Below are 15,164 nucleotides of genomic sequence, written 5' to 3'. Positions count from 1 at the left end.
CTGTTGGTAGGGGCCCTGGTTCGGCGCGTTCTGGTACGGCGCCTGGAACCCGCCGCCACCCTGCTGCGGAGCGCCCTGGTAGGGGGCGGCGGGAGCGCCCGCGCGGTCGCGGTGTTCCCCGCCACGACGTACCTGAGGGTGGACGGGCCCGCCGAGCCGGTCGTCGTCGCGCTCGTCACCACGGACGCCGTCCGGCCGCCGAACGCCGTGGTCCTGGCCGCGCCGGCCCGGCAGGAGCCGTTCCGCGGCGTCCGCGAGGGAGACGTGGCGTTCGTCGGTGACGGCGGCGTGGAGGTCGCCGCCCGGCTCCGCGTGCGGATCCGCCGCTGGTGGGATCCCACCCCGGTGCTCGGCCCGCTGTCGCTCGCCCGGCTGGCGCACGGGGCCCGCGCGCTCGGTGAGCTCGCCGGTCCCTGGGGGCTGAGCGGGCATCCGATGCCGGACGTTCTCGCCGACAGCTGCGCGGCGGGCGACCTCGCCCACGCCGTCGACGCGGCGGAACGGATCGTCGGTCTGGGACCCGGGTTGACGCCGAGCGGCGACGACGCGCTGGCCGGCCTCCTGCTCGCACTGCGCCTGCTGGGCGGGGCGGTCCCCGGCGGGGGCCGGGCCGTCCGGCTGGCCGACTGGATCGGCGCCGCCGTCACCGCGTACGCGTGCGAGCGCACGACCGCCCTGGCGGCGACCCTGCTGCAGTGCGCCGCGCGGGGGCAGGCGAGCGTGGAGACCGCCGCCGTGCTGCGGGGCATCGCCGGTCAGGAACCCGTCGTGCCCGCCGCGCGCCGCCTCGTCGACGTCGGTCACACCTCCGGCAGCGACGTCGCCTGGGGCCTGCTGACCGGCTGCCGGGCCGCCCTCGCGCTCAGCGGCCGTGACCGCGGCGGCCGATCCGGCACCCCGCGCCCGGGCGAGCCGTGACACGACGCCGCCCCCTGGAACCGTGACCCCGGCGCTCCAGATCCCGGCGCCCCCGCGCCCGGCGAGCCGTGACCGGGGAACGGCGGCCACAATCGACCCATGACACTTTCCGGGAACCAGTACGAGATCGCCGCCGGCCCGTACGCCGCCGTCGTCACCGAGCAGGGCGGTTCGCTGCGCGCGCTGTCGAGGGACGGCCGGCCGCTGATCCTCACGCACGACGCGGACGAGCAGCCGCCCGCGGCCTCGGGACAGTTGCTGGTGCCGTGGCCGAACCGGATCGACCGGGGACGCTATGAGTTCGGCGGCGCGACGTACCAGTTGCCGATCAACGAGCGCGCGCTCGACAACGCCATCCACGGCCTCGTGCGCGAGGGCGCGTGGACGGTCGCCGAGCAGGAGGCGCACCGGGTGCTCCTCACGTACCGGCTCCTCGGTCACGGCGGCTATCCGTTCCGGCTGAACCTGACCGTGGACTACTCCCTCGACGCCGAGCAGGGCCTGACCGTACGCCTGTCGGCGCACAACGCCGGCACGCGGCCCGCGCCGTACGGGCACGGCGCGCACCCGTACCTCACTCTCGGCCGCCCGCTGGACGAGTGCGCCCTGACGATCCCCGCCGGTCGGTACCTGGAGGTCGACGAGCGCGCCGTCCCCGAACCGGCGGCCCGGGACGTCGCCGGCACCGCGTACGACCTCCGCGACGGGCGGCGCCTCGGAGACCTGAAGATCGACAACCCGTTCACGGACCTGCGCCGGGACGCGGACGGGCGTGCGTGGGTGCGCCTGGAGGACGGGGCCCGCTCGGTCGCGCTGTGGACCGACGAGGCGCATCCGTGGCTGGAGATCTACACCGCCGACGAGGCGCCCGGGGGCATGCGCCGGGCGGGGGTGGGCGCCGAGCCGATGACCTGCCCGCCCAACGCGTTCGTCACCGGGACGGACCTGATCACGCTCGAGCCGGGCGCGCAGTTCGGCGGCTCCTGGGGGATCGTCGGCCGCTGACCGGCCGTTCCCGCGAACCGACCGCCGCGGGCGGCGATCACGCCCGGAGGATCGTCGGCCACTGACCGGCCGTTCCCGCGAACCGACCGCCGCGGGCGGCGATCACACTCCCCGGAGGTCTCCCCCGGCCCCGGTGCCCGCCTGTCAGCGATCACCGCGGACGGGCTGCCCCGGATCGGTAACGTGTGACGCGGTGTCTTTGGGAAGGAACTGCATGAAGCTGACCCTGTCCTCCGTCGACGACCTGAGCGCCCGGGTGGAGGAGGCGCGCGCGGAGTACGACCGCCACTACCCCGGCCTGCCGGACCAGCGCCGCCCGGTGCACACGCTCTACGTCCCGGCCGACCGGTTCACCGCCACCACCCCGGCCGACCTGGGGAAGGAGGCGCTGCGGCTGCTCGAGACGCACGTCGCGGACGGCGCCGCGGCGGCGGGCGCCTTCGGCATCGACGCGGCTCTGGCCGAGACCGTACGGGAGCGGGTCGCCGCGAAGCTGACCCGCGAACCGGTGGAGGACCTGCGCATCGACTTCGAGGACGGTTACGGCGTCCGGGACGACGCCGAGGAGGACGGGCACGTCGCCGCCGCCGTCGAGGCGGTCGCCCAGGCGTACGAGACGCGTTCCCTCCCCTATTACTGGGGGCTGCGGGTCAAGTCGTTCGCGGACGGCGGGCACGGCCGCGCCATGCGCACCCTCGACGGCTTCCTCACCGGGCTGGCCGAGCGCCTCGGCCGGCTGCCGGGCGGCTTCGTCGTGACCTTCCCCAAGATCGTGACGCCCGAGCACGTGCGGATCTTCGCCGACTTCCTCACCCGCTTCGAGGCGGAGATCGGCCTGCCGGAGGGACTGCTGCGCCTCGAGATCCAGATCGAGACCCCGCAGTCGATCGCCCGTCTGCCGGAGGTCGTGTCCGCCGCCGGTGACCGGCTCAGCTCGGCGCAGTTCGGCGTGCACGACTACACGGCCGCCTGCGGGCTGCCCCCGTCGGAGCAGCGGCTCGACCACCCGGCCTGCGACCACGCGCGCCACGTCATGCAGGTGGCCCTCGCCGGCACCGGCATCCGCCTGTCGGACGGCGCGACGAGGATCGCCCCGGCCGGCGAGGACACCAAGGACGTGCACAAGGCGTGGCGACTGCACGCCGGGCTCGTCCGCTACTCCCTGATGCACGGCTTCCAGCAGGGCTGTGACCTGGAGGTCGCGCAGCTGCCGAGCCGCTACGCCGCGGTGTACGCGTTCCTGCTGAGCGGCCTGGACGACACCCTCGACCGCCTGCGCGCCCACCGCGCCGGGCGGTCCGACGCCACCGTCGACGGCCCGGCGGCGGTCGCGGCGCTGACCGCCCGGCTGCGGCACGCGGTCGACTGCGGCGCCGTCGACCGCGACGACGTCCGTGACCTGATCGGCTGATCGGGTGGGGCGGGCGCCCTACCGGTCCACCACCGCGCCCGGGCGGGGCAGCGGCACGCCGTCGTCGACGCGCCGGTCCTCACCGCGGTCGTCGACCCCCATGAGCTGCCGCAGGTCCTCGATCGCCATGGTCTGCTCGCGCATCTTGGCCATGATGTCGCGCAGCGTGTGGACGACCACGAGGGTCGCCTCCGCCTGGGCGAGGGTGGCGTGGACCTGTGCCGCCGCCGTGTCCGGGGGCGTGCGCGCCAGGGCGTTCTCGGCCTTGAGCAGGTGGGAGGCGGCACTGTCGTTGTGCGTCACCCAGTGGTAGCCGGGTTCCTCCGGCCAGGCAGACGTCATAGCGGGCTGCTTACCTCTCCAGCCGGCGCCCCCGGCCCGGCGATCTTGTCCGACCGTACACGTCCCCGCGCGTCAGTATGACGCGCGAGTCAGCCCGCCGGTTGACAGCCGGGACTTCACGCTCCGGCCTTCCTCTCCCCGCTCCACCGCCGGCTCAGGCGCTCGAGATCCTCGGGGGTGTCGATGTCGTCGGGGGCGGCGACGTCGTCGCAGGGCACGGTGGCGACCAGCTCGGGATGGGCGCGCAGGAAGGCGCGGGCGCCGACGTCTCCGGAGGCGCCGGCCGCCGCCTCCGCGAAGTACTCGTGCGCGATGAGGACGGGGTTCCGGGGTCGGCCCGCGTAGGTGGCGACCGCCGCCCGCGCCCCGGAGTCGTACGCCGCGCGGAGCCGGCGCACGGCCGCCGCGGTCACCCGCGGCTGGTCGACCAGGGCGATGACGACGGCCGGGCAGTCGGCCGCCAGCGCCGACAGCCCGGCGCGCAGCGACGAGCCCATGCCCGTCGGCCAGTCCGGGTTGTGGACGACGACCGCGCCGGCCACGTCGATCGCGGCGGCGCCGGTGACGACGACGATCGGGGTACAGCCCGCCTCGTGGAGCATGCGGACCCCACGGTCGACGAGCCGCACCCCGCCGATCTCGACGAGCGCCTTCGGTGTACCGAGCCGGCGCCCCTCTCCGGCGGCCAGCAGCAGCCCGGCCGGGGCGCCCGCGTGTCTGATCCCCACCTTGGGAGCGTATCCATCGGCGTGGTCCCGGTCACGTGCCGATCGGGAGCCCGGCGGATCCGTCAGCGGTGGCCGGCGACGGGTGGCAGCACGCCGTGGCCGACGTGGTGCGGTGCCGCCGCCGTCCCTCCGGCCACCGCCGCGGCGATGAACGCGGCGACGACGAGCCGGCGCACGACGATCTTCCGGGCGTTCTGCGACATGATGATCGGCCTTCTTCCCCGTTCGGCTGGACTCTTCCGAGTCTGGGCCCCGGCGCGCGCCCGCGCAGTGGGGCCAGGTCGACTCTTGGACGGTGGGGCCAGCTCCCATGAATCCGTCGCGGTGGCACGACCGCCGTGGATTCCCCCGGCCCGGTCCCGGCGGGGATCACTCCCCGTGGATCCGGCCCTCCGTCTCGCTGAGCGGGCGCCCGGTGCCGCCCCAGCGGAGCCGGATGAGCTCGGCCGCCACCGACACCGCGGTCTCCTCCGGGGTACGGGCGCCGATGTCCAGGCCGATGGGCGAGCGCAGCCGCGCGAGCTCCTCCTCGGTCACGCCGGCGTCCCGCAGCCGCTTCAGCCGGTCGTCGTGGGTGCGCCGGGAGCCCATCGCGCCGATGTAACCCGCCGGGGTGCGCAGCGCCACCTCCAGGAGCGGCACGTCGAACTTCGGGTCGTGGGTGAGCACGCAGATCGCCGTGCGCTCGTCCACCTCCGTCTCGGCCAGGAACCGGTGCGGCCACTTGACGACCACCTCGTCCGCGTCGGGGAACCGCTTGGCGGTGGCGAAGACCGGGCGGGCGTCGCACACGGTCACGTGGTAGCCGAGGAACCTGCCGACGCGGACGACCGCCGCGGCGAAGTCGATCGCGCCGAACACCAGCATCCGCGGCGGGGGCGCGAAGGAGTGCACGAAGACGGACAGTTCGTCGCCGCGCCGCTCGCCGTCCGGCCCGTAGCGGCGGATGCCGGTGAGGCCCTGGGCGAGCATTCCACGGGCGTCGTCGTCCACGGCGGCGTCCAGCCGGTCGAGCCCGAGCGAGCCCGCCACGCGGTCGGGCCAGACGATCCGCCGGGCGCCGGTCTCCCGGGGGCCGGCGACGACCGTCACGACGGCCACCGGCTCGTGCCGTTCGATGGACGCCGCGACGTCCGCGAACTCCGGGTACGTCGCCGGGCCGACCGGCTCGACCAGCACGTCGAGGATGCCGCCGCAGGTCAGGCCGACGGCGAAGGCGTCGTCGTCGCTGACGCCGTACCGCCGCACCACCGGCCGGCCCGTCTCCATGACCTCGCGCGCCAGCTCGTACACCGCGCCCTCGACACAGCCGCCGGACACGCTGCCCACGGCCTCGCCCGCGGCCGACACCGCCATGGCGGCGCCCGGCGGGCGGGGCGCGCTGCGGAACGTGTCCACGACCGTGGCCAGGCCGAACGTCTCTCCCGCCGCGTACCAGGGGCGGACCTCGCCGAGGACGTCACGCATCGCCGATCACTCCCGCCAGTTCCTCGAGGGCGGCCAGGCTGTGCCCGGCCACGAAGTCGTCGACGTGCGGCAGGGCCGCCGCCATCCCGGCCGTGAGCGGTTCGTACCCCGGCCGGGCCTTGTGCGGGTTGGCCCACACCACCCGGTGGGCGAGCCGCCGCAGCCGCGCCATCTGCGCGCCCAAGAGCGTGGCGTCGCCGCGTTCCCAGCCGTCCGAGGCCACCACGACGACCGCGCCGCGCGCCATGCCCCGCCGGCCGTATTCGTCGAGGAACTCCTTCAGCTCCTCGCCCAGCCGGGTGCCGCCGCTCCAGTCGGGGATCGCGGACGACACCGCCGCCATCGCCGCGTCGGGTTCGCGGTGCCGCAGTTCCCGGGTGACGCGGGTCAGCCGCGTGCCGACCGTGAAGACCTCGGTGCTGCGCGGGGCGCAGCGCAGGGCGGCGTGCGCGAACCGCAGGAGCACGTCGGCGTACGGGCTCATGGACCCGCTGACGTCGATGAGGAGCACCACGCGGCGCGGGCGGGTCCGGTGCGCGCGGTGGTGCGGCCGGGAGATCTCCCCGCCGCGCCGGAGGATGGCGCGGACCGTCCGGCCCGGGTCGAGACGCCCCCGGTGGGCCGGGGCGAACCGCCGGGAGCGGCGGCGCGCCGAGACGTTGTCGAGCAGCGCGACGAGCCGCCGCACCTCGTCCCGCTCGGCGGCGCTGAGCCGGGCGACGTCGCGTCTGCGCAGGACCTCGGCCGCGCTGGCGGCCGTCACGCTCGGGTCGCCGCTCCCCTCGGTCTCCTCCCCCTCGGACCCGGCGGCGGGCCGGGCGGTCGGTACCGGCGACCGGGACACGCGGCGCATCGAGGCGGACTCGCCGGAGAAGTACGCGGCGAAGCACCGGTCGTAGCGCGGCAGGTCCGCCGGGTCGGCGCACAGGGTGAGGCGGCCGGCCCAGTAGACGTCGCGCGGGTTCCGCACGTCGAGGCGGTCGAGCGCGCCGATCATCGCCTGGAGCCGCTCGGGGTCGGCGGGCACGCCGGCGGCGCGGAGCGTACGGGCGAAGCCGGTCAGCGTCTCGACCAGGTCGCGCGGCCCGCCCATCGTCAGGACCCGTCGAGCAGCGCGTCGAGGCCCTTGGCGACGCGCTCGGTGTCCTCCCGGTACTTCAGGACGGCGCCGAGCGTGCCGGCCGCGGTGTCGGGATCCAGCTCACGGGCGCCGAGGGCGACCAGCGCCTCGGTCCAGTCGAGGCTCTCGGCGACCCCGGGCGTCTTCAGCAGGTCGAGCCCCCGAAGCCGGGCCGCCGCGCCGGCGACCTGGCGGACGAGCCGTTCGGACGCCTCCGGCAGCCGCCGCCGGATGATCGCGACCTCCCGGTCGAACGCCGGGTGCTCCAGCCAGTGGTAGAGGCAGCGGCGCTTCAGCGCGTCGTGCACCTCGCGCGTACGGTTCGAGGTGACGATGACGACGGGCGGGCGCTCGGCCCGTACGGTGCCCAGCTCGGGGATCGAGATCGTGAAGTCGCTCAGCACCTCCAGCAGGAACGCCTCGAACTCGTCGTCGGCGCGGTCGATCTCGTCGACCAGGAGCACGCTCGGCCGCTCCGCCGAGGAGGTCTCCAGCGCCCGGAGCAGCGGCCGGGCGACGAGGAAGCGCCGGTCGTACAGCTCCGACTCCAGCCGCTGCACGTCGGTCACGCCCGCGGCCTCGGCGGCGCGCAGGTGCAGCAACTGGCGCGGGAAGTCCCAGTCGTAGAGCGCCTGCGCGGCGTCCAGGCCCTCGTAGCACTGGAGCCGGATGAGCGGGACGCCGAGCACGGTGGCGAGGGTCTTGGCCAGTTCGGTCTTGCCGACTCCGGCCTCGCCCTCCAGGAACAGCGGGCGGCTCATGCGCAGGCTCAGGAAGCAGGCCGTGGCGAGCCCCTCGTCGGCGAGGTAGGCATGCCGGTTCAGGGCCTCGCTCAAGGCCGCCGGCGAGGTGAGGTCGGATGCCGGGGACGTCGTGGGGTGCGGCACGCCTCAAGGCTACTTCGCCCGCCGGATCGCGCACCGTACCCGAAATAGCCGTCTTGTCGGAACTGCCGGAATATATGGACGGTGCACACTACGCTCCGATGATCATGAAAAGAGCGACCATGGTGAGGAGCCGTTCGATGGGCTGGAGATCTCCGGTGATGGGCGCCGCCGCGGCGGCGCTCCTGGCGGTGGGGATGGCCACGACGGCGTGCTCGCCGGCGCAGCGGGCGTCGCAGACCGCGGCCGGCGCGGCGGCGAACACGGGGCCGCTGCCGTTCCAGCTGCCCGCCCAGAGCGTCCTGCGTGCCTCCGGGCACAAGGTGTTCGCGCACTACTTCACGCCGTATCCCGTCTCCCTGGACAACAAGGACGCGGCGAGCGACTACTACACGAGGAACTACCTGTCGCCGACCGGTGAGAGCGGCAAGCACGCGGCCTACGGCGGGCTGCTGCGGGACCGGCCGATCGGCCGCGCCCCGATCAGCGGAAACTGGCAGTTGGAGGACATGAAGACGGAGATCCGGCGCGCCGCCGCGGCCGGTCTCGACGGCTTCACCGTGGACCTGCTGTCGGTCGGCTCCTCCAGTCCCAACTGGGCCCGCGTCAAGCTGCTCATCCAGGCGGCCGAGCAGGTCGACCCCGGCTTCAAGATCGTTCTGATGCCCGACATGAACGGCCTCGCGAACGTGGACGCCGCCACGCTCGCGGCCGCCGTCGCGAGCGTCGCCAAGTCGCCCGCCGTCTACCGCCTCGCCGACAAGCGGCTCGTCGTCTCGCCGTTCAAGGCCGAGGGCAAGACCGCGGCGTGGTGGTCGTCCTGGATGACCACCATGCGCGACAAGTACGGCATCGAGATCGCCCTCGTCCCCTGCTTCCTCAACTTCGGTTCCAACGCGAGCGCCTTCGCCCCGATCAGCTACGGCTTCTCCAACTGGGGGAACCGGAACCCGGCCGCCAACACGGGCCTGGCGGCGAACATCACCAAGGCGCATCAGCTCGGCAAGAAATGGATGCAGCCCGTCTCGGTCCAGGACGAACGGCCGAACCAGGGCAAGTACGACGAGGCCGGCAACACCGAGAACCTCCGGGTCACCTGGAACGCGGCGATCAACGGCGCCGACTGGGTGCAGATCCCCACCTGGAACGACTACTCCGAAGGCGCGCAGCTCTCGCCCTCGGCCAAGCACGGGTGGACCTACCTCGACCTGTCGTCGTACTACCTCACCCGGCTGAAGACCGGGAAGTACCCGACCATCACCAAGGACGTCGTGTACGTCACGCACCGCGTCCAGCCGGCGGCGGCCAAGCCGACGTTCGCCGAGACCAAGCTCATGACGCTGCGCTCGGGCAGCACGCCCGCCCGCGACCAGGTCGAGGTGCTCACGATGCTGACCGCCGCCGCGACGGTCACCGCGACGATCGGCGGCACCGCCCACACGTACAGCGCGCCGGCGGGTCTGCACGTCCAGACCTTCCCCCTGAAAGCGGGCACGAACAGCGTCTCGGTGACGCGGAACGGCGCGGTCACGGCGAAGGTGGCCTCGCCGTTCACCGTGACCGCCAAGCCGCAGGTCCAGGACGAGCAGTACTACGGCGTGACCAGCGGCCGGTAGGCTCCCGAGCCCGACACGGAGCGGCGGTTCCCGTCGCCGGTCCGTGCGGCGTCCTGCGGCCGGCGGCTCGCGTCGCCGGCCTGTCGGCCGTCCTCCGGTGGGCGGACGGCCGCGCGCTCGTGAGCCGCGCGCTCGTTAGCCGCGCGCTCGTTAGCCGCGCGCTCGTTAGCCGCGCGCTCGTTAGCCGCGCGCTCGTTAGCCGCGCGTTCCTGAGCCGCCACCACCGCGTCGGCGTACTCCTCGGTCCAGCGGCCGAACGCCTCGATCGGCTCCAGCAGGCCGCGACCGGCCTCGGTCAGCTCGTACTCGACCCGCGGCGGCGCCTCGGCGTACGCGCGCCGCGTGACGAGGCCGTCGTCCTCCAACCGGCGCAGTGTCTCGGTGAGGACCTTGCCGCTGATGCCGCCGATCACCTTGCGCAGTTCGACCGGCCGCCCGGGCCCGTGGCGCAGCGCGTAGATGACGACGGCGTTCCAGGTGTTCGCCAGCAGGTCGAACGCCAGCCGCGTCTGGCAGTCGGCGAGAAGATCCCGATCCATCCCTAAGTCCTTACCGCACCGGCCGGGCACCGATCGGTGCCCATCGGGACTCCTAGTGTCGCGCCCATGCGAATCGGAATCCTCGGAGCGGGGAACATGGCGGGCGCGCTCGGCGCCCAGTGGGCGCGTGCGGGGCACGAGGTGCTCGTCGGCGCGCGCGGCCGGGACAAAGCGGACAAGCGCGCCGCGGAGATCGGACCGGGCGCCCGCGCGGGCGGCCTGCGCGAGGCCGCCGCCTTCGGCGACGTGACGCTGCTCGCGGTGGCGTACGAGGGCGTGGAGGAGGTCCTCGGGCAGGTCGGGGACGTCCTGCCTGGGCGGACGGTGATCGACTGCGTGAACGGTGTCGTGCATCCGGGCGTCACGCTCGCCACCGGCACCGGGCCGTCTGTCGCCCGGCGGATCGCCGACGCGACCGGCGCCCACGTGGTGAAGGCGTTCAACCTGTGCCCCGACGCGATGTGGCGGATGACGCCGCCCCGGGTCGACGGCCGCCCGCTGACGGTGCCCATCTGCGGCGACGACCCGACCGCCCTGGAGATCGTACGAACGCTGGTCACCGACCTCGGGGGCGTCCCGGCCGACGCCGGGGACCTCGACCGGGCCGGCGTCCTGGAGGCCACCGCGGCGTACGTGATCGGCCTGCACATCGCCGGCGTCGACCCGCGCTCGGCCCTGCCCTCGCCCGAACCGGAGGTCAGCGACGCCAGGACGGCATGACGTCGAACATCGACGCGGTCTTGGCGGGATCGCGGTCGACGAGGTCGTCGAGCACCTCGTCGATCCGCTTCATGATCGAGTCGTCGAGACGCCGCCCGCTGACGGTGGCGTCCTCGGCGACGTCGATCCGCGCTGGACATCGAAGGAGTCTCTGGACGCCGCCTCGGTCACACGGCCGCGCCGGGGCCCGGCAGCAGGTCGACGTCGCCCGCGTGCATCGGCTCGCCGCAGTGGGCGCAGCGCAGCTCGACACCGCTGATCTCACCGCACGCGTGGTGGCGGTAGAGCACCGGCGGGCCGGCCTCGCCCGCGAGCCACTTGTCCCCCCAGCCGACCATGACCATGAGCAGGTCGACGAGCTCGGCGCCCTTCTCCGTCAAGCGGTACTCGTAGCGCGGCCGCCGGTCATACGGACGGCGCTCGAGCACGCCCTGGTCGACGAGGTGGTTGAGCCGCTCGGTCAGCACCTTGCGCGAGATCCCGAGATCCGCCTGGAGCTGGTCGAACCGGCTCACCCCGACCCACACGTCCCGCAGGATCAGCGGCGACCACGGCTCCCCGATGACGTCGAGGGTGCGCGCGATGGAGCAGGCCATCTCCCCGAAGTTCGTGCGTTGCATGAAGGCAGTTTAACGATTGGAGTTCCCTTACGGAACTCCGGCTGTTACCGTCATGGAGTCTCTTGAAGGAACTTCGAAGGGTCGGAGATGAGCAAGGTCTTCAGCGCGATGGCGGTCTCGGTCGACGGGTACGTCACCGGTCGGGGTCCCGGCCCCGGAAAAGGGCTCGGCGACGGGGCGACGCTCTTCGACTGGTACTTCGACGGCGACGTCCCCAGCCGAGAGTTCGGCGGCTTCAGGCTCAGCGAGCCCAGCGCCCGGGTCTTCGACGCCGTCGCCGGTCGCGTCGGCGCCGTCGTCGCGGGCCGCAACACGTACGAGGGCTCCGAGGGCTTCGGCGGCGGGAGCCCGCACCCGACGGCGCCGCTCTTCGTCCTCAGCCACCGGCCGGCGCCGGAGCTGACCGACCGTCAGACACTGGTCACGGCCGGGATCGGCGAGGCCGTCGCGGCGGCCCGGGAGGCGGCCGGCGACAAGGACGTCGCGCTCATGGGCGGCGGCGTCGTGACCGAGGCCCTGAAGGCGGGGCTCGTGGACGAGCTGGTCCTCCACCAGGTGCCGGTCCTGCTCGGCTCCGGCCGTCCCTACTTCCAGGAGCTGCCCGCGCACGTCCGGCTGCGCCTCGTCGAGGTGGTGCCCGCCCCGGGCGTCACCCATCTCCACTACGAGGTCGAGCGCTGACCCTCATCACCGACGGCCTCGCGCTGATCGGCGATGAGGTCGTCGTCCACGAAATCCACAGAACCCACGCCAGGAGATGACCACGATGCTGAACCCCGACGTACGCCGCGTGCTCGACGGCACCTCGCTCGCCCACCTCGCCAGCGTCCTGCCCGACGGCGCTCCCCACTCCGTTCCGGTCTGGGTCGACACGGAGGGCGACCACGTCGCGATCCTCACCGGCCCGGACTCCCGCAAGGCCCGCAACCTGCGCCGCGACCCGCGGGTCGCGCTCTCCCTGACGCCGGCCGACAACCCGTTCCAGCCGGTCATCATCCGCGGCAGGGTCGTCGAATGGCTGGAGGGCGACGCCGCCTGGGAGATCGTCGACCGGATCTCGACGAAGTACATCGGCGGCCCCTACTCGCGCGACGAGGAACGGGTCGTCGCACTCATCGAGCCCGATCGGCAGAGCGTGGGCTGAGACCGGTGATCCGGGCGAAGTCGCGGATCACGGCGCTGTCCGAGGCGGCGGGCCAGACGGGGGCGCAGATCATCGGCGGCAGGCCGGCCACCGGCACGGTGACGACGTGGGGGTTGTCCGGGCGTACGGCGGCGATCGTCAGGTGGACCACGTCTCCCCCGGCGACCAGGACGATCGCCTCCTCCAGCGACGTGGACGTGTGCCGGAGGACCCGGCGGAGCGGGACGCCGCTCGGGGTGGCCGGCGGTATCCACAGATCGGCGATCTGCTCCGGCATGGTGCTCGGATACAGGATGTCGTGGCCGGCCAGTTCCTCGGCGTCGACGGCGACGCGCCGCGCCAGTGGGTGTCCGGCCGCCACCAGCACCGCGCGTTCCTCGCGCAGCCACGCCGGGCCGACGCTGAAGCCCATGGCCTGGACCGGCGCGAGATCGGCGGGCAGCCAGCCGACGAAGACGTCCACCGGCCAGTCGTCGCCCCAGCGGACCGGGTCGGTGTTGGGATGCGCGGACCGCACCACGGCACAGTGCGGCCGTGCCCGCCCGAACGCCCGGATCGGCCCGTCGACCACGGCGTCGGGCAGGCTGGTCGCGACGCCGACGCGGAGCGCCTCGATGCTCGCGCTGCGTCGCGCCTCGTTCAGCGCCCGCTCCATCCGCTCGTACGCGGGCCGGAGCTCAGAATGCAGGTGTTCACCCAGCGGCGTCAGCCGGACCCGCCTGCTGGTGCGCTCGAACAGCGGACCGCCGGCCCGGCGCTCCAGTGCGCGCACCGCCTGGCTCACGCGCGGCGTGGAGACGCCCAGCCGCGCCGCCGCCCGGCCGAAGTGCAACTCCCGGGCGACCTCCAGGAACGCCTCGATCTCCCGCATCTCCATGCACCCATTGTGTCGCCCCGCTTAACGATCGTGGCGCGATCCGTCATTGATCGGTCCTCCCGGCGCGGCCAGCCTGGAAGGGCTATGGGACTCGAAGAGCAAATTCCCGGCGGTTTCCTTCTCACGACCGTCGAGGCGGTGGCCGGCCTGGCCCGTAAGTCGTCGATGTGGCCGATGACGTTCGGCCTGGCCTGCTGCGGCATGGAGCTGATGGCCGTCGGCGACCCGCGGCACGACTTCTCGCGGTTCGGCATGGAGCGTCCGTCGGGCTCGCCCCGGCAGGCGGACCTCATGGTCGTCGCCGGCCGGGTGAGCCAGAAGATGGCGCCGGTGCTGCGGCAGTTGTACGACCAGATGGCCGCGCCGAAGTGGGTCATCGCGATGGGCGTGTGCGCCTCGTCGGGCGGGATGTTCAACAACTACGCCGTCGTGCAGGGCGTCGACCACATCGTGCCGGTCGACATCTACCTGCCCGGCTGCCCGCCCCGCCCGGAGATGCTGCTGGACGCCATCGTCAAGCTGCACGACAAGATCCAGAACACGAGACTGGGCGCGCACCGACGGGCGGAGATCGTGGCCGAGGAACGCGCCCGCCTGACGCGACTCCCCCTGGCCGACGCCTGCTCGACCGCCCACTGAGGCTCCGGCTCCGCCGCGTCATCGATGCCGGGGGATGTTCGTCGTTGCAGCGACGGACATCCCCGGCACGGCTGTCCGTCAGGCGGCGGCGCGTTCGCCGGCAGGCCGGCGGCGGAGGCGCGCCTGCTGGAGGGCTGGCGGCACGTACGCCTGGTCGAGGGTGCCGACGTCGGTGCCCGGCGGGACGATCTCGTCGATCCGGTCGAGGACGTCGTCGGTGAGCGTCACGTCGATGCCGGCCAGAAGGTCGTCCAGGTGGGTCATCGTGCGCGGCCCGACGATCGCGCTGGTCACGCCGGGATGAGTGATCGCGAAGGCCATGGCGAGGTGGGTCAGCGGCAGTCCCGCCTCCTCGGCCAGCGAGATGAACCGCTCGACGGTTTCGAGACGGCGTTCGTCGTTGACGTGCTTGACGAAGGCGGCGCGGCGGAGTTCGTTCGGCTCATCCTTGCGGACACGCCCGGTGAGCAGTCCCTGCCCGAGCGGGCCCCACACCAGCGTGCCCATCCCATGGCGTTGGGCGACCGGCAGCACCTCGCGTTCGATGCCGCGGTCGAGCAGCGAGTACGGCGGCTGCTCCGTGCGGAACCGTGCCAGACCGCGCCGGTCGGCGACCCACTGGGCTTCGACGATCTCGGACGCCGGCATGCCGGACGTCCCGATCGCACGGACCTTCCCGCTGTGGATCAGGTCGGAGAGCGCGGAAAGCGTCTCCTCGATGTCCGTGGTGGGGTCCGGCCGGTGGATCTGGTAGAGGTCGATGTGGTCGGTCCGCAGGCGGCGCAGCGAGTTCTCGACCGCGGTCACGATCCACCGCCGCGAGGCGCCCTGGTGATTGGGGTCGTCACCCATCGAACGGCTCACCTTGGTCGCGAGGACGACCTCGTCACGTCGCCCCTTGAGCGCCTTCCCGACGATCTCTTCGGAGTCCTGGTAGGCGTCGGCCGTGTCGATGAGGTTGATCCCCGCGTCCAGCGCCTTGTGGATCATGCGGGCCGAGTCGCCGGGGTCGGGGTTGCCGACGGACGTCGCGAACATCAATGCGCCGAGCGCATAGGGACTGACCTTGATGCCGGTCCGGCCGAGCGTGCGGTACTGCATACGGAAGACGCCTCTTTTCGCAGGAAGGGACGG

At 73.3% G+C, this 15,164-nt stretch carries 17 protein-coding genes and 2 pseudogenes; 8 read left to right on the top strand and 11 right to left on the bottom strand.

Going from position 1 to position 15,164, the window contains the following annotated elements; translation table 11 throughout:
- The 3 genes from AB0K82_RS18025 to AB0K82_RS18015 form a co-directional block, all read left to right on the top strand.
- Window positions 1–918 (top strand): DUF2877 domain-containing protein (locus AB0K82_RS18025; RefSeq protein ID WP_364398157.1); only part of this gene is annotated, 918 nt, incomplete at its 5' end.
- A gap of 99 nt (window positions 919–1,017) precedes the next feature.
- Window positions 1,018–1,923: an aldose 1-epimerase family protein gene (locus tag AB0K82_RS18020; RefSeq protein ID WP_364398155.1), complete on the top strand. Its 906-nt coding sequence runs from the start codon at window positions 1,018–1,020 to the stop codon at window positions 1,921–1,923.
- A gap of 214 nt (window positions 1,924–2,137) precedes the next feature.
- A complete protein-coding gene (locus AB0K82_RS18015; RefSeq protein ID WP_364398153.1) occupies window positions 2,138–3,334 on the top strand; it encodes an aldolase/citrate lyase family protein in 1,197 nt (398 codons plus the stop codon).
- Between the two features lie 18 nt (window positions 3,335–3,352).
- Here AB0K82_RS18015 and AB0K82_RS18010 read toward each other — a convergent pair whose 3' ends face one another.
- From AB0K82_RS18010 to AB0K82_RS17985, 6 genes are all read right to left on the bottom strand, one after another.
- Entirely contained in the window at window positions 3,353–3,676 is a 324-nt protein-coding gene (locus AB0K82_RS18010; RefSeq protein ID WP_364398151.1) for a hypothetical protein, read from the bottom strand.
- Between the two features lie 116 nt (window positions 3,677–3,792).
- Window positions 3,793–4,404, bottom strand: coding sequence for a nucleotidyltransferase family protein (locus tag AB0K82_RS18005; protein ID WP_364398149.1), 612 nt, complete (start codon window positions 4,402–4,404; stop codon window positions 3,793–3,795).
- A gap of 62 nt (window positions 4,405–4,466) precedes the next feature.
- Window positions 4,467–4,607 carry a hypothetical protein gene (locus AB0K82_RS18000; RefSeq protein WP_364398147.1) on the bottom strand — a complete coding sequence of 47 codons (141 nt, stop codon included), beginning with the start codon at window positions 4,605–4,607 and terminating at the stop codon, window positions 4,467–4,469.
- A 166-nt stretch (window positions 4,608–4,773) separates the two neighbouring features.
- On the bottom strand, window positions 4,774–5,871 hold the full coding sequence (locus AB0K82_RS17995) for an XdhC family protein (RefSeq protein WP_364398145.1): 1,098 nt from the start codon (window positions 5,869–5,871) through the stop codon (window positions 4,774–4,776).
- Window positions 5,864–6,964, bottom strand: coding sequence for a VWA domain-containing protein (locus AB0K82_RS17990; protein ID WP_364398144.1), 1,101 nt, complete (start codon window positions 6,962–6,964; stop codon window positions 5,864–5,866). The genes AB0K82_RS17995 and AB0K82_RS17990 overlap by 8 nt, the downstream gene beginning before the upstream one ends.
- A 2-nt stretch (window positions 6,965–6,966) precedes the next feature.
- Complete coding sequence (locus AB0K82_RS17985; RefSeq protein ID WP_364398142.1) at window positions 6,967–7,878, bottom strand: MoxR family ATPase; 912 nt, start codon at window positions 7,876–7,878, stop codon at window positions 6,967–6,969.
- Between the two features lie 137 nt (window positions 7,879–8,015).
- Between AB0K82_RS17985 and AB0K82_RS17980 the strand changes: the two genes are divergently transcribed.
- Window positions 8,016–9,491 carry a glycoside hydrolase family 71 protein gene (locus AB0K82_RS17980; protein ID WP_364398141.1) on the top strand — a complete coding sequence of 492 codons (1,476 nt, stop codon included), beginning with the start codon at window positions 8,016–8,018 and terminating at the stop codon, window positions 9,489–9,491.
- Here AB0K82_RS17980 and AB0K82_RS17975 read toward each other — a convergent pair.
- Both AB0K82_RS17975 and AB0K82_RS17970 read right to left on the bottom strand, forming a co-directional pair.
- Window positions 9,427–9,660 (bottom strand): annotated as a pseudogene (locus AB0K82_RS17975) (hypothetical protein); the annotation flags it as partial. The gene AB0K82_RS17980 and the pseudogene AB0K82_RS17975 overlap by 65 nt on opposite strands.
- 67 nt (window positions 9,661–9,727) lie before the next feature.
- Window positions 9,728–10,030 (bottom strand): annotated as a pseudogene (locus AB0K82_RS17970) (helix-turn-helix domain-containing protein); the annotation flags it as partial.
- A 66-nt stretch (window positions 10,031–10,096) separates the two neighbouring features.
- Here AB0K82_RS17970 and AB0K82_RS17965 point away from each other — a divergent pair.
- Window positions 10,097–10,750, top strand: a complete 654-nt coding sequence (locus AB0K82_RS17965; protein WP_364398139.1) for an NAD(P)-binding domain-containing protein — start codon at window positions 10,097–10,099, stop codon at window positions 10,748–10,750.
- Between the two features lie 167 nt (window positions 10,751–10,917).
- On the opposite strand, the gene AB0K82_RS17960 is transcribed toward AB0K82_RS17965, so the two are convergent.
- Entirely contained in the window at window positions 10,918–11,370 is a 453-nt protein-coding gene (locus AB0K82_RS17960) for a helix-turn-helix domain-containing protein (RefSeq protein ID WP_364398137.1), read from the bottom strand.
- A gap of 87 nt (window positions 11,371–11,457) precedes the next feature.
- On the opposite strand from AB0K82_RS17960, the gene AB0K82_RS17955 reads away from it, so the two are divergent.
- Both AB0K82_RS17955 and AB0K82_RS17950 read left to right on the top strand, forming a co-directional pair.
- Complete coding sequence (locus tag AB0K82_RS17955) at window positions 11,458–12,051, top strand: dihydrofolate reductase family protein (RefSeq protein ID WP_364398135.1); 594 nt, start codon at window positions 11,458–11,460, stop codon at window positions 12,049–12,051.
- A gap of 76 nt (window positions 12,052–12,127) precedes the next feature.
- The gene (locus tag AB0K82_RS17950) at window positions 12,128–12,514 is read left to right on the top strand and encodes a PPOX class F420-dependent oxidoreductase (RefSeq protein WP_364398134.1); all 387 of its coding nucleotides are present in this window, start codon (window positions 12,128–12,130) and stop codon (window positions 12,512–12,514) included.
- Here the strand turns inward: AB0K82_RS17950 and AB0K82_RS17945 are convergent.
- Window positions 12,483–13,391, bottom strand: a complete 909-nt coding sequence (locus AB0K82_RS17945) for a LysR family transcriptional regulator (RefSeq protein ID WP_364398132.1) — start codon at window positions 13,389–13,391, stop codon at window positions 12,483–12,485. The genes AB0K82_RS17950 and AB0K82_RS17945 overlap by 32 nt on opposite strands.
- Before the next feature lie 84 nt (window positions 13,392–13,475).
- Between AB0K82_RS17945 and AB0K82_RS17940 the strand changes: the two genes are divergently transcribed.
- Window positions 13,476–14,030: an NADH-quinone oxidoreductase subunit B family protein gene (locus tag AB0K82_RS17940; protein WP_364398131.1), complete on the top strand. Its 555-nt coding sequence runs from the start codon at window positions 13,476–13,478 to the stop codon at window positions 14,028–14,030.
- Between the two features lie 78 nt (window positions 14,031–14,108).
- On the opposite strand, the gene AB0K82_RS17935 is transcribed toward AB0K82_RS17940, so the two are convergent.
- Window positions 14,109–15,131, bottom strand: a complete 1,023-nt coding sequence (locus AB0K82_RS17935; RefSeq protein ID WP_364398129.1) for an aldo/keto reductase — start codon at window positions 15,129–15,131, stop codon at window positions 14,109–14,111.
- Between the last annotated feature and the right edge of the window lie 33 nt (window positions 15,132–15,164).

The sequence above is a fragment of the Actinoallomurus sp. NPDC052274 genome, from assembly GCF_040679475.1.
In the GTDB taxonomy this organism is placed as follows: domain Bacteria; phylum Actinomycetota; class Actinomycetes; order Streptosporangiales; family Streptosporangiaceae; genus Actinoallomurus; species Actinoallomurus liliacearum.
This window is presented reverse-complemented; position numbering and strand designations above follow the sequence as displayed.

What these genes read in the sequence shown, in the direction of transcription:
- AB0K82_RS18020 (WP_364398155.1), top strand. Translation starts at nt 1,018, where the DNA reads ATGACACTTTCCGGGAACCAGTACGAGATCGCCGCCGGCCCGTACGCC.
- AB0K82_RS18015 (WP_364398153.1), top strand. Translation starts at nt 2,138, where the DNA reads ATGAAGCTGACCCTGTCCTCCGTCGACGACCTGAGCGCCCGGGTGGAG.
- AB0K82_RS18010 (WP_364398151.1), bottom strand. Translation starts at nt 3,676, where the DNA reads ATGACGTCTGCCTGGCCGGAGGAACCCGGCTACCACTGGGTGACGCAC.
- AB0K82_RS18000 (WP_364398147.1), bottom strand. Translation starts at nt 4,607, where the DNA reads ATGTCGCAGAACGCCCGGAAGATCGTCGTGCGCCGGCTCGTCGTCGCC.
- AB0K82_RS17995 (WP_364398145.1), bottom strand. Translation starts at nt 5,871, where the DNA reads ATGCGTGACGTCCTCGGCGAGGTCCGCCCCTGGTACGCGGCGGGAGAG.
- AB0K82_RS17990 (WP_364398144.1), bottom strand. Translation starts at nt 6,964, where the DNA reads ATGGGCGGGCCGCGCGACCTGGTCGAGACGCTGACCGGCTTCGCCCGT.
- AB0K82_RS17980 (WP_364398141.1), top strand. Translation starts at nt 8,016, where the DNA reads ATGGGCTGGAGATCTCCGGTGATGGGCGCCGCCGCGGCGGCGCTCCTG.
- AB0K82_RS17965 (WP_364398139.1), top strand. Translation starts at nt 10,097, where the DNA reads ATGCGAATCGGAATCCTCGGAGCGGGGAACATGGCGGGCGCGCTCGGC.
- AB0K82_RS17960 (WP_364398137.1), bottom strand. Translation starts at nt 11,370, where the DNA reads ATGCAACGCACGAACTTCGGGGAGATGGCCTGCTCCATCGCGCGCACC.
- AB0K82_RS17955 (WP_364398135.1), top strand. Translation starts at nt 11,458, where the DNA reads ATGAGCAAGGTCTTCAGCGCGATGGCGGTCTCGGTCGACGGGTACGTC.
- AB0K82_RS17950 (WP_364398134.1), top strand. Translation starts at nt 12,128, where the DNA reads ATGACCACGATGCTGAACCCCGACGTACGCCGCGTGCTCGACGGCACC.
- AB0K82_RS17945 (WP_364398132.1), bottom strand. Translation starts at nt 13,391, where the DNA reads ATGGAGATGCGGGAGATCGAGGCGTTCCTGGAGGTCGCCCGGGAGTTG.
- AB0K82_RS17940 (WP_364398131.1), top strand. Translation starts at nt 13,476, where the DNA reads ATGGGACTCGAAGAGCAAATTCCCGGCGGTTTCCTTCTCACGACCGTC.
- AB0K82_RS17935 (WP_364398129.1), bottom strand. Translation starts at nt 15,131, where the DNA reads ATGCAGTACCGCACGCTCGGCCGGACCGGCATCAAGGTCAGTCCCTAT.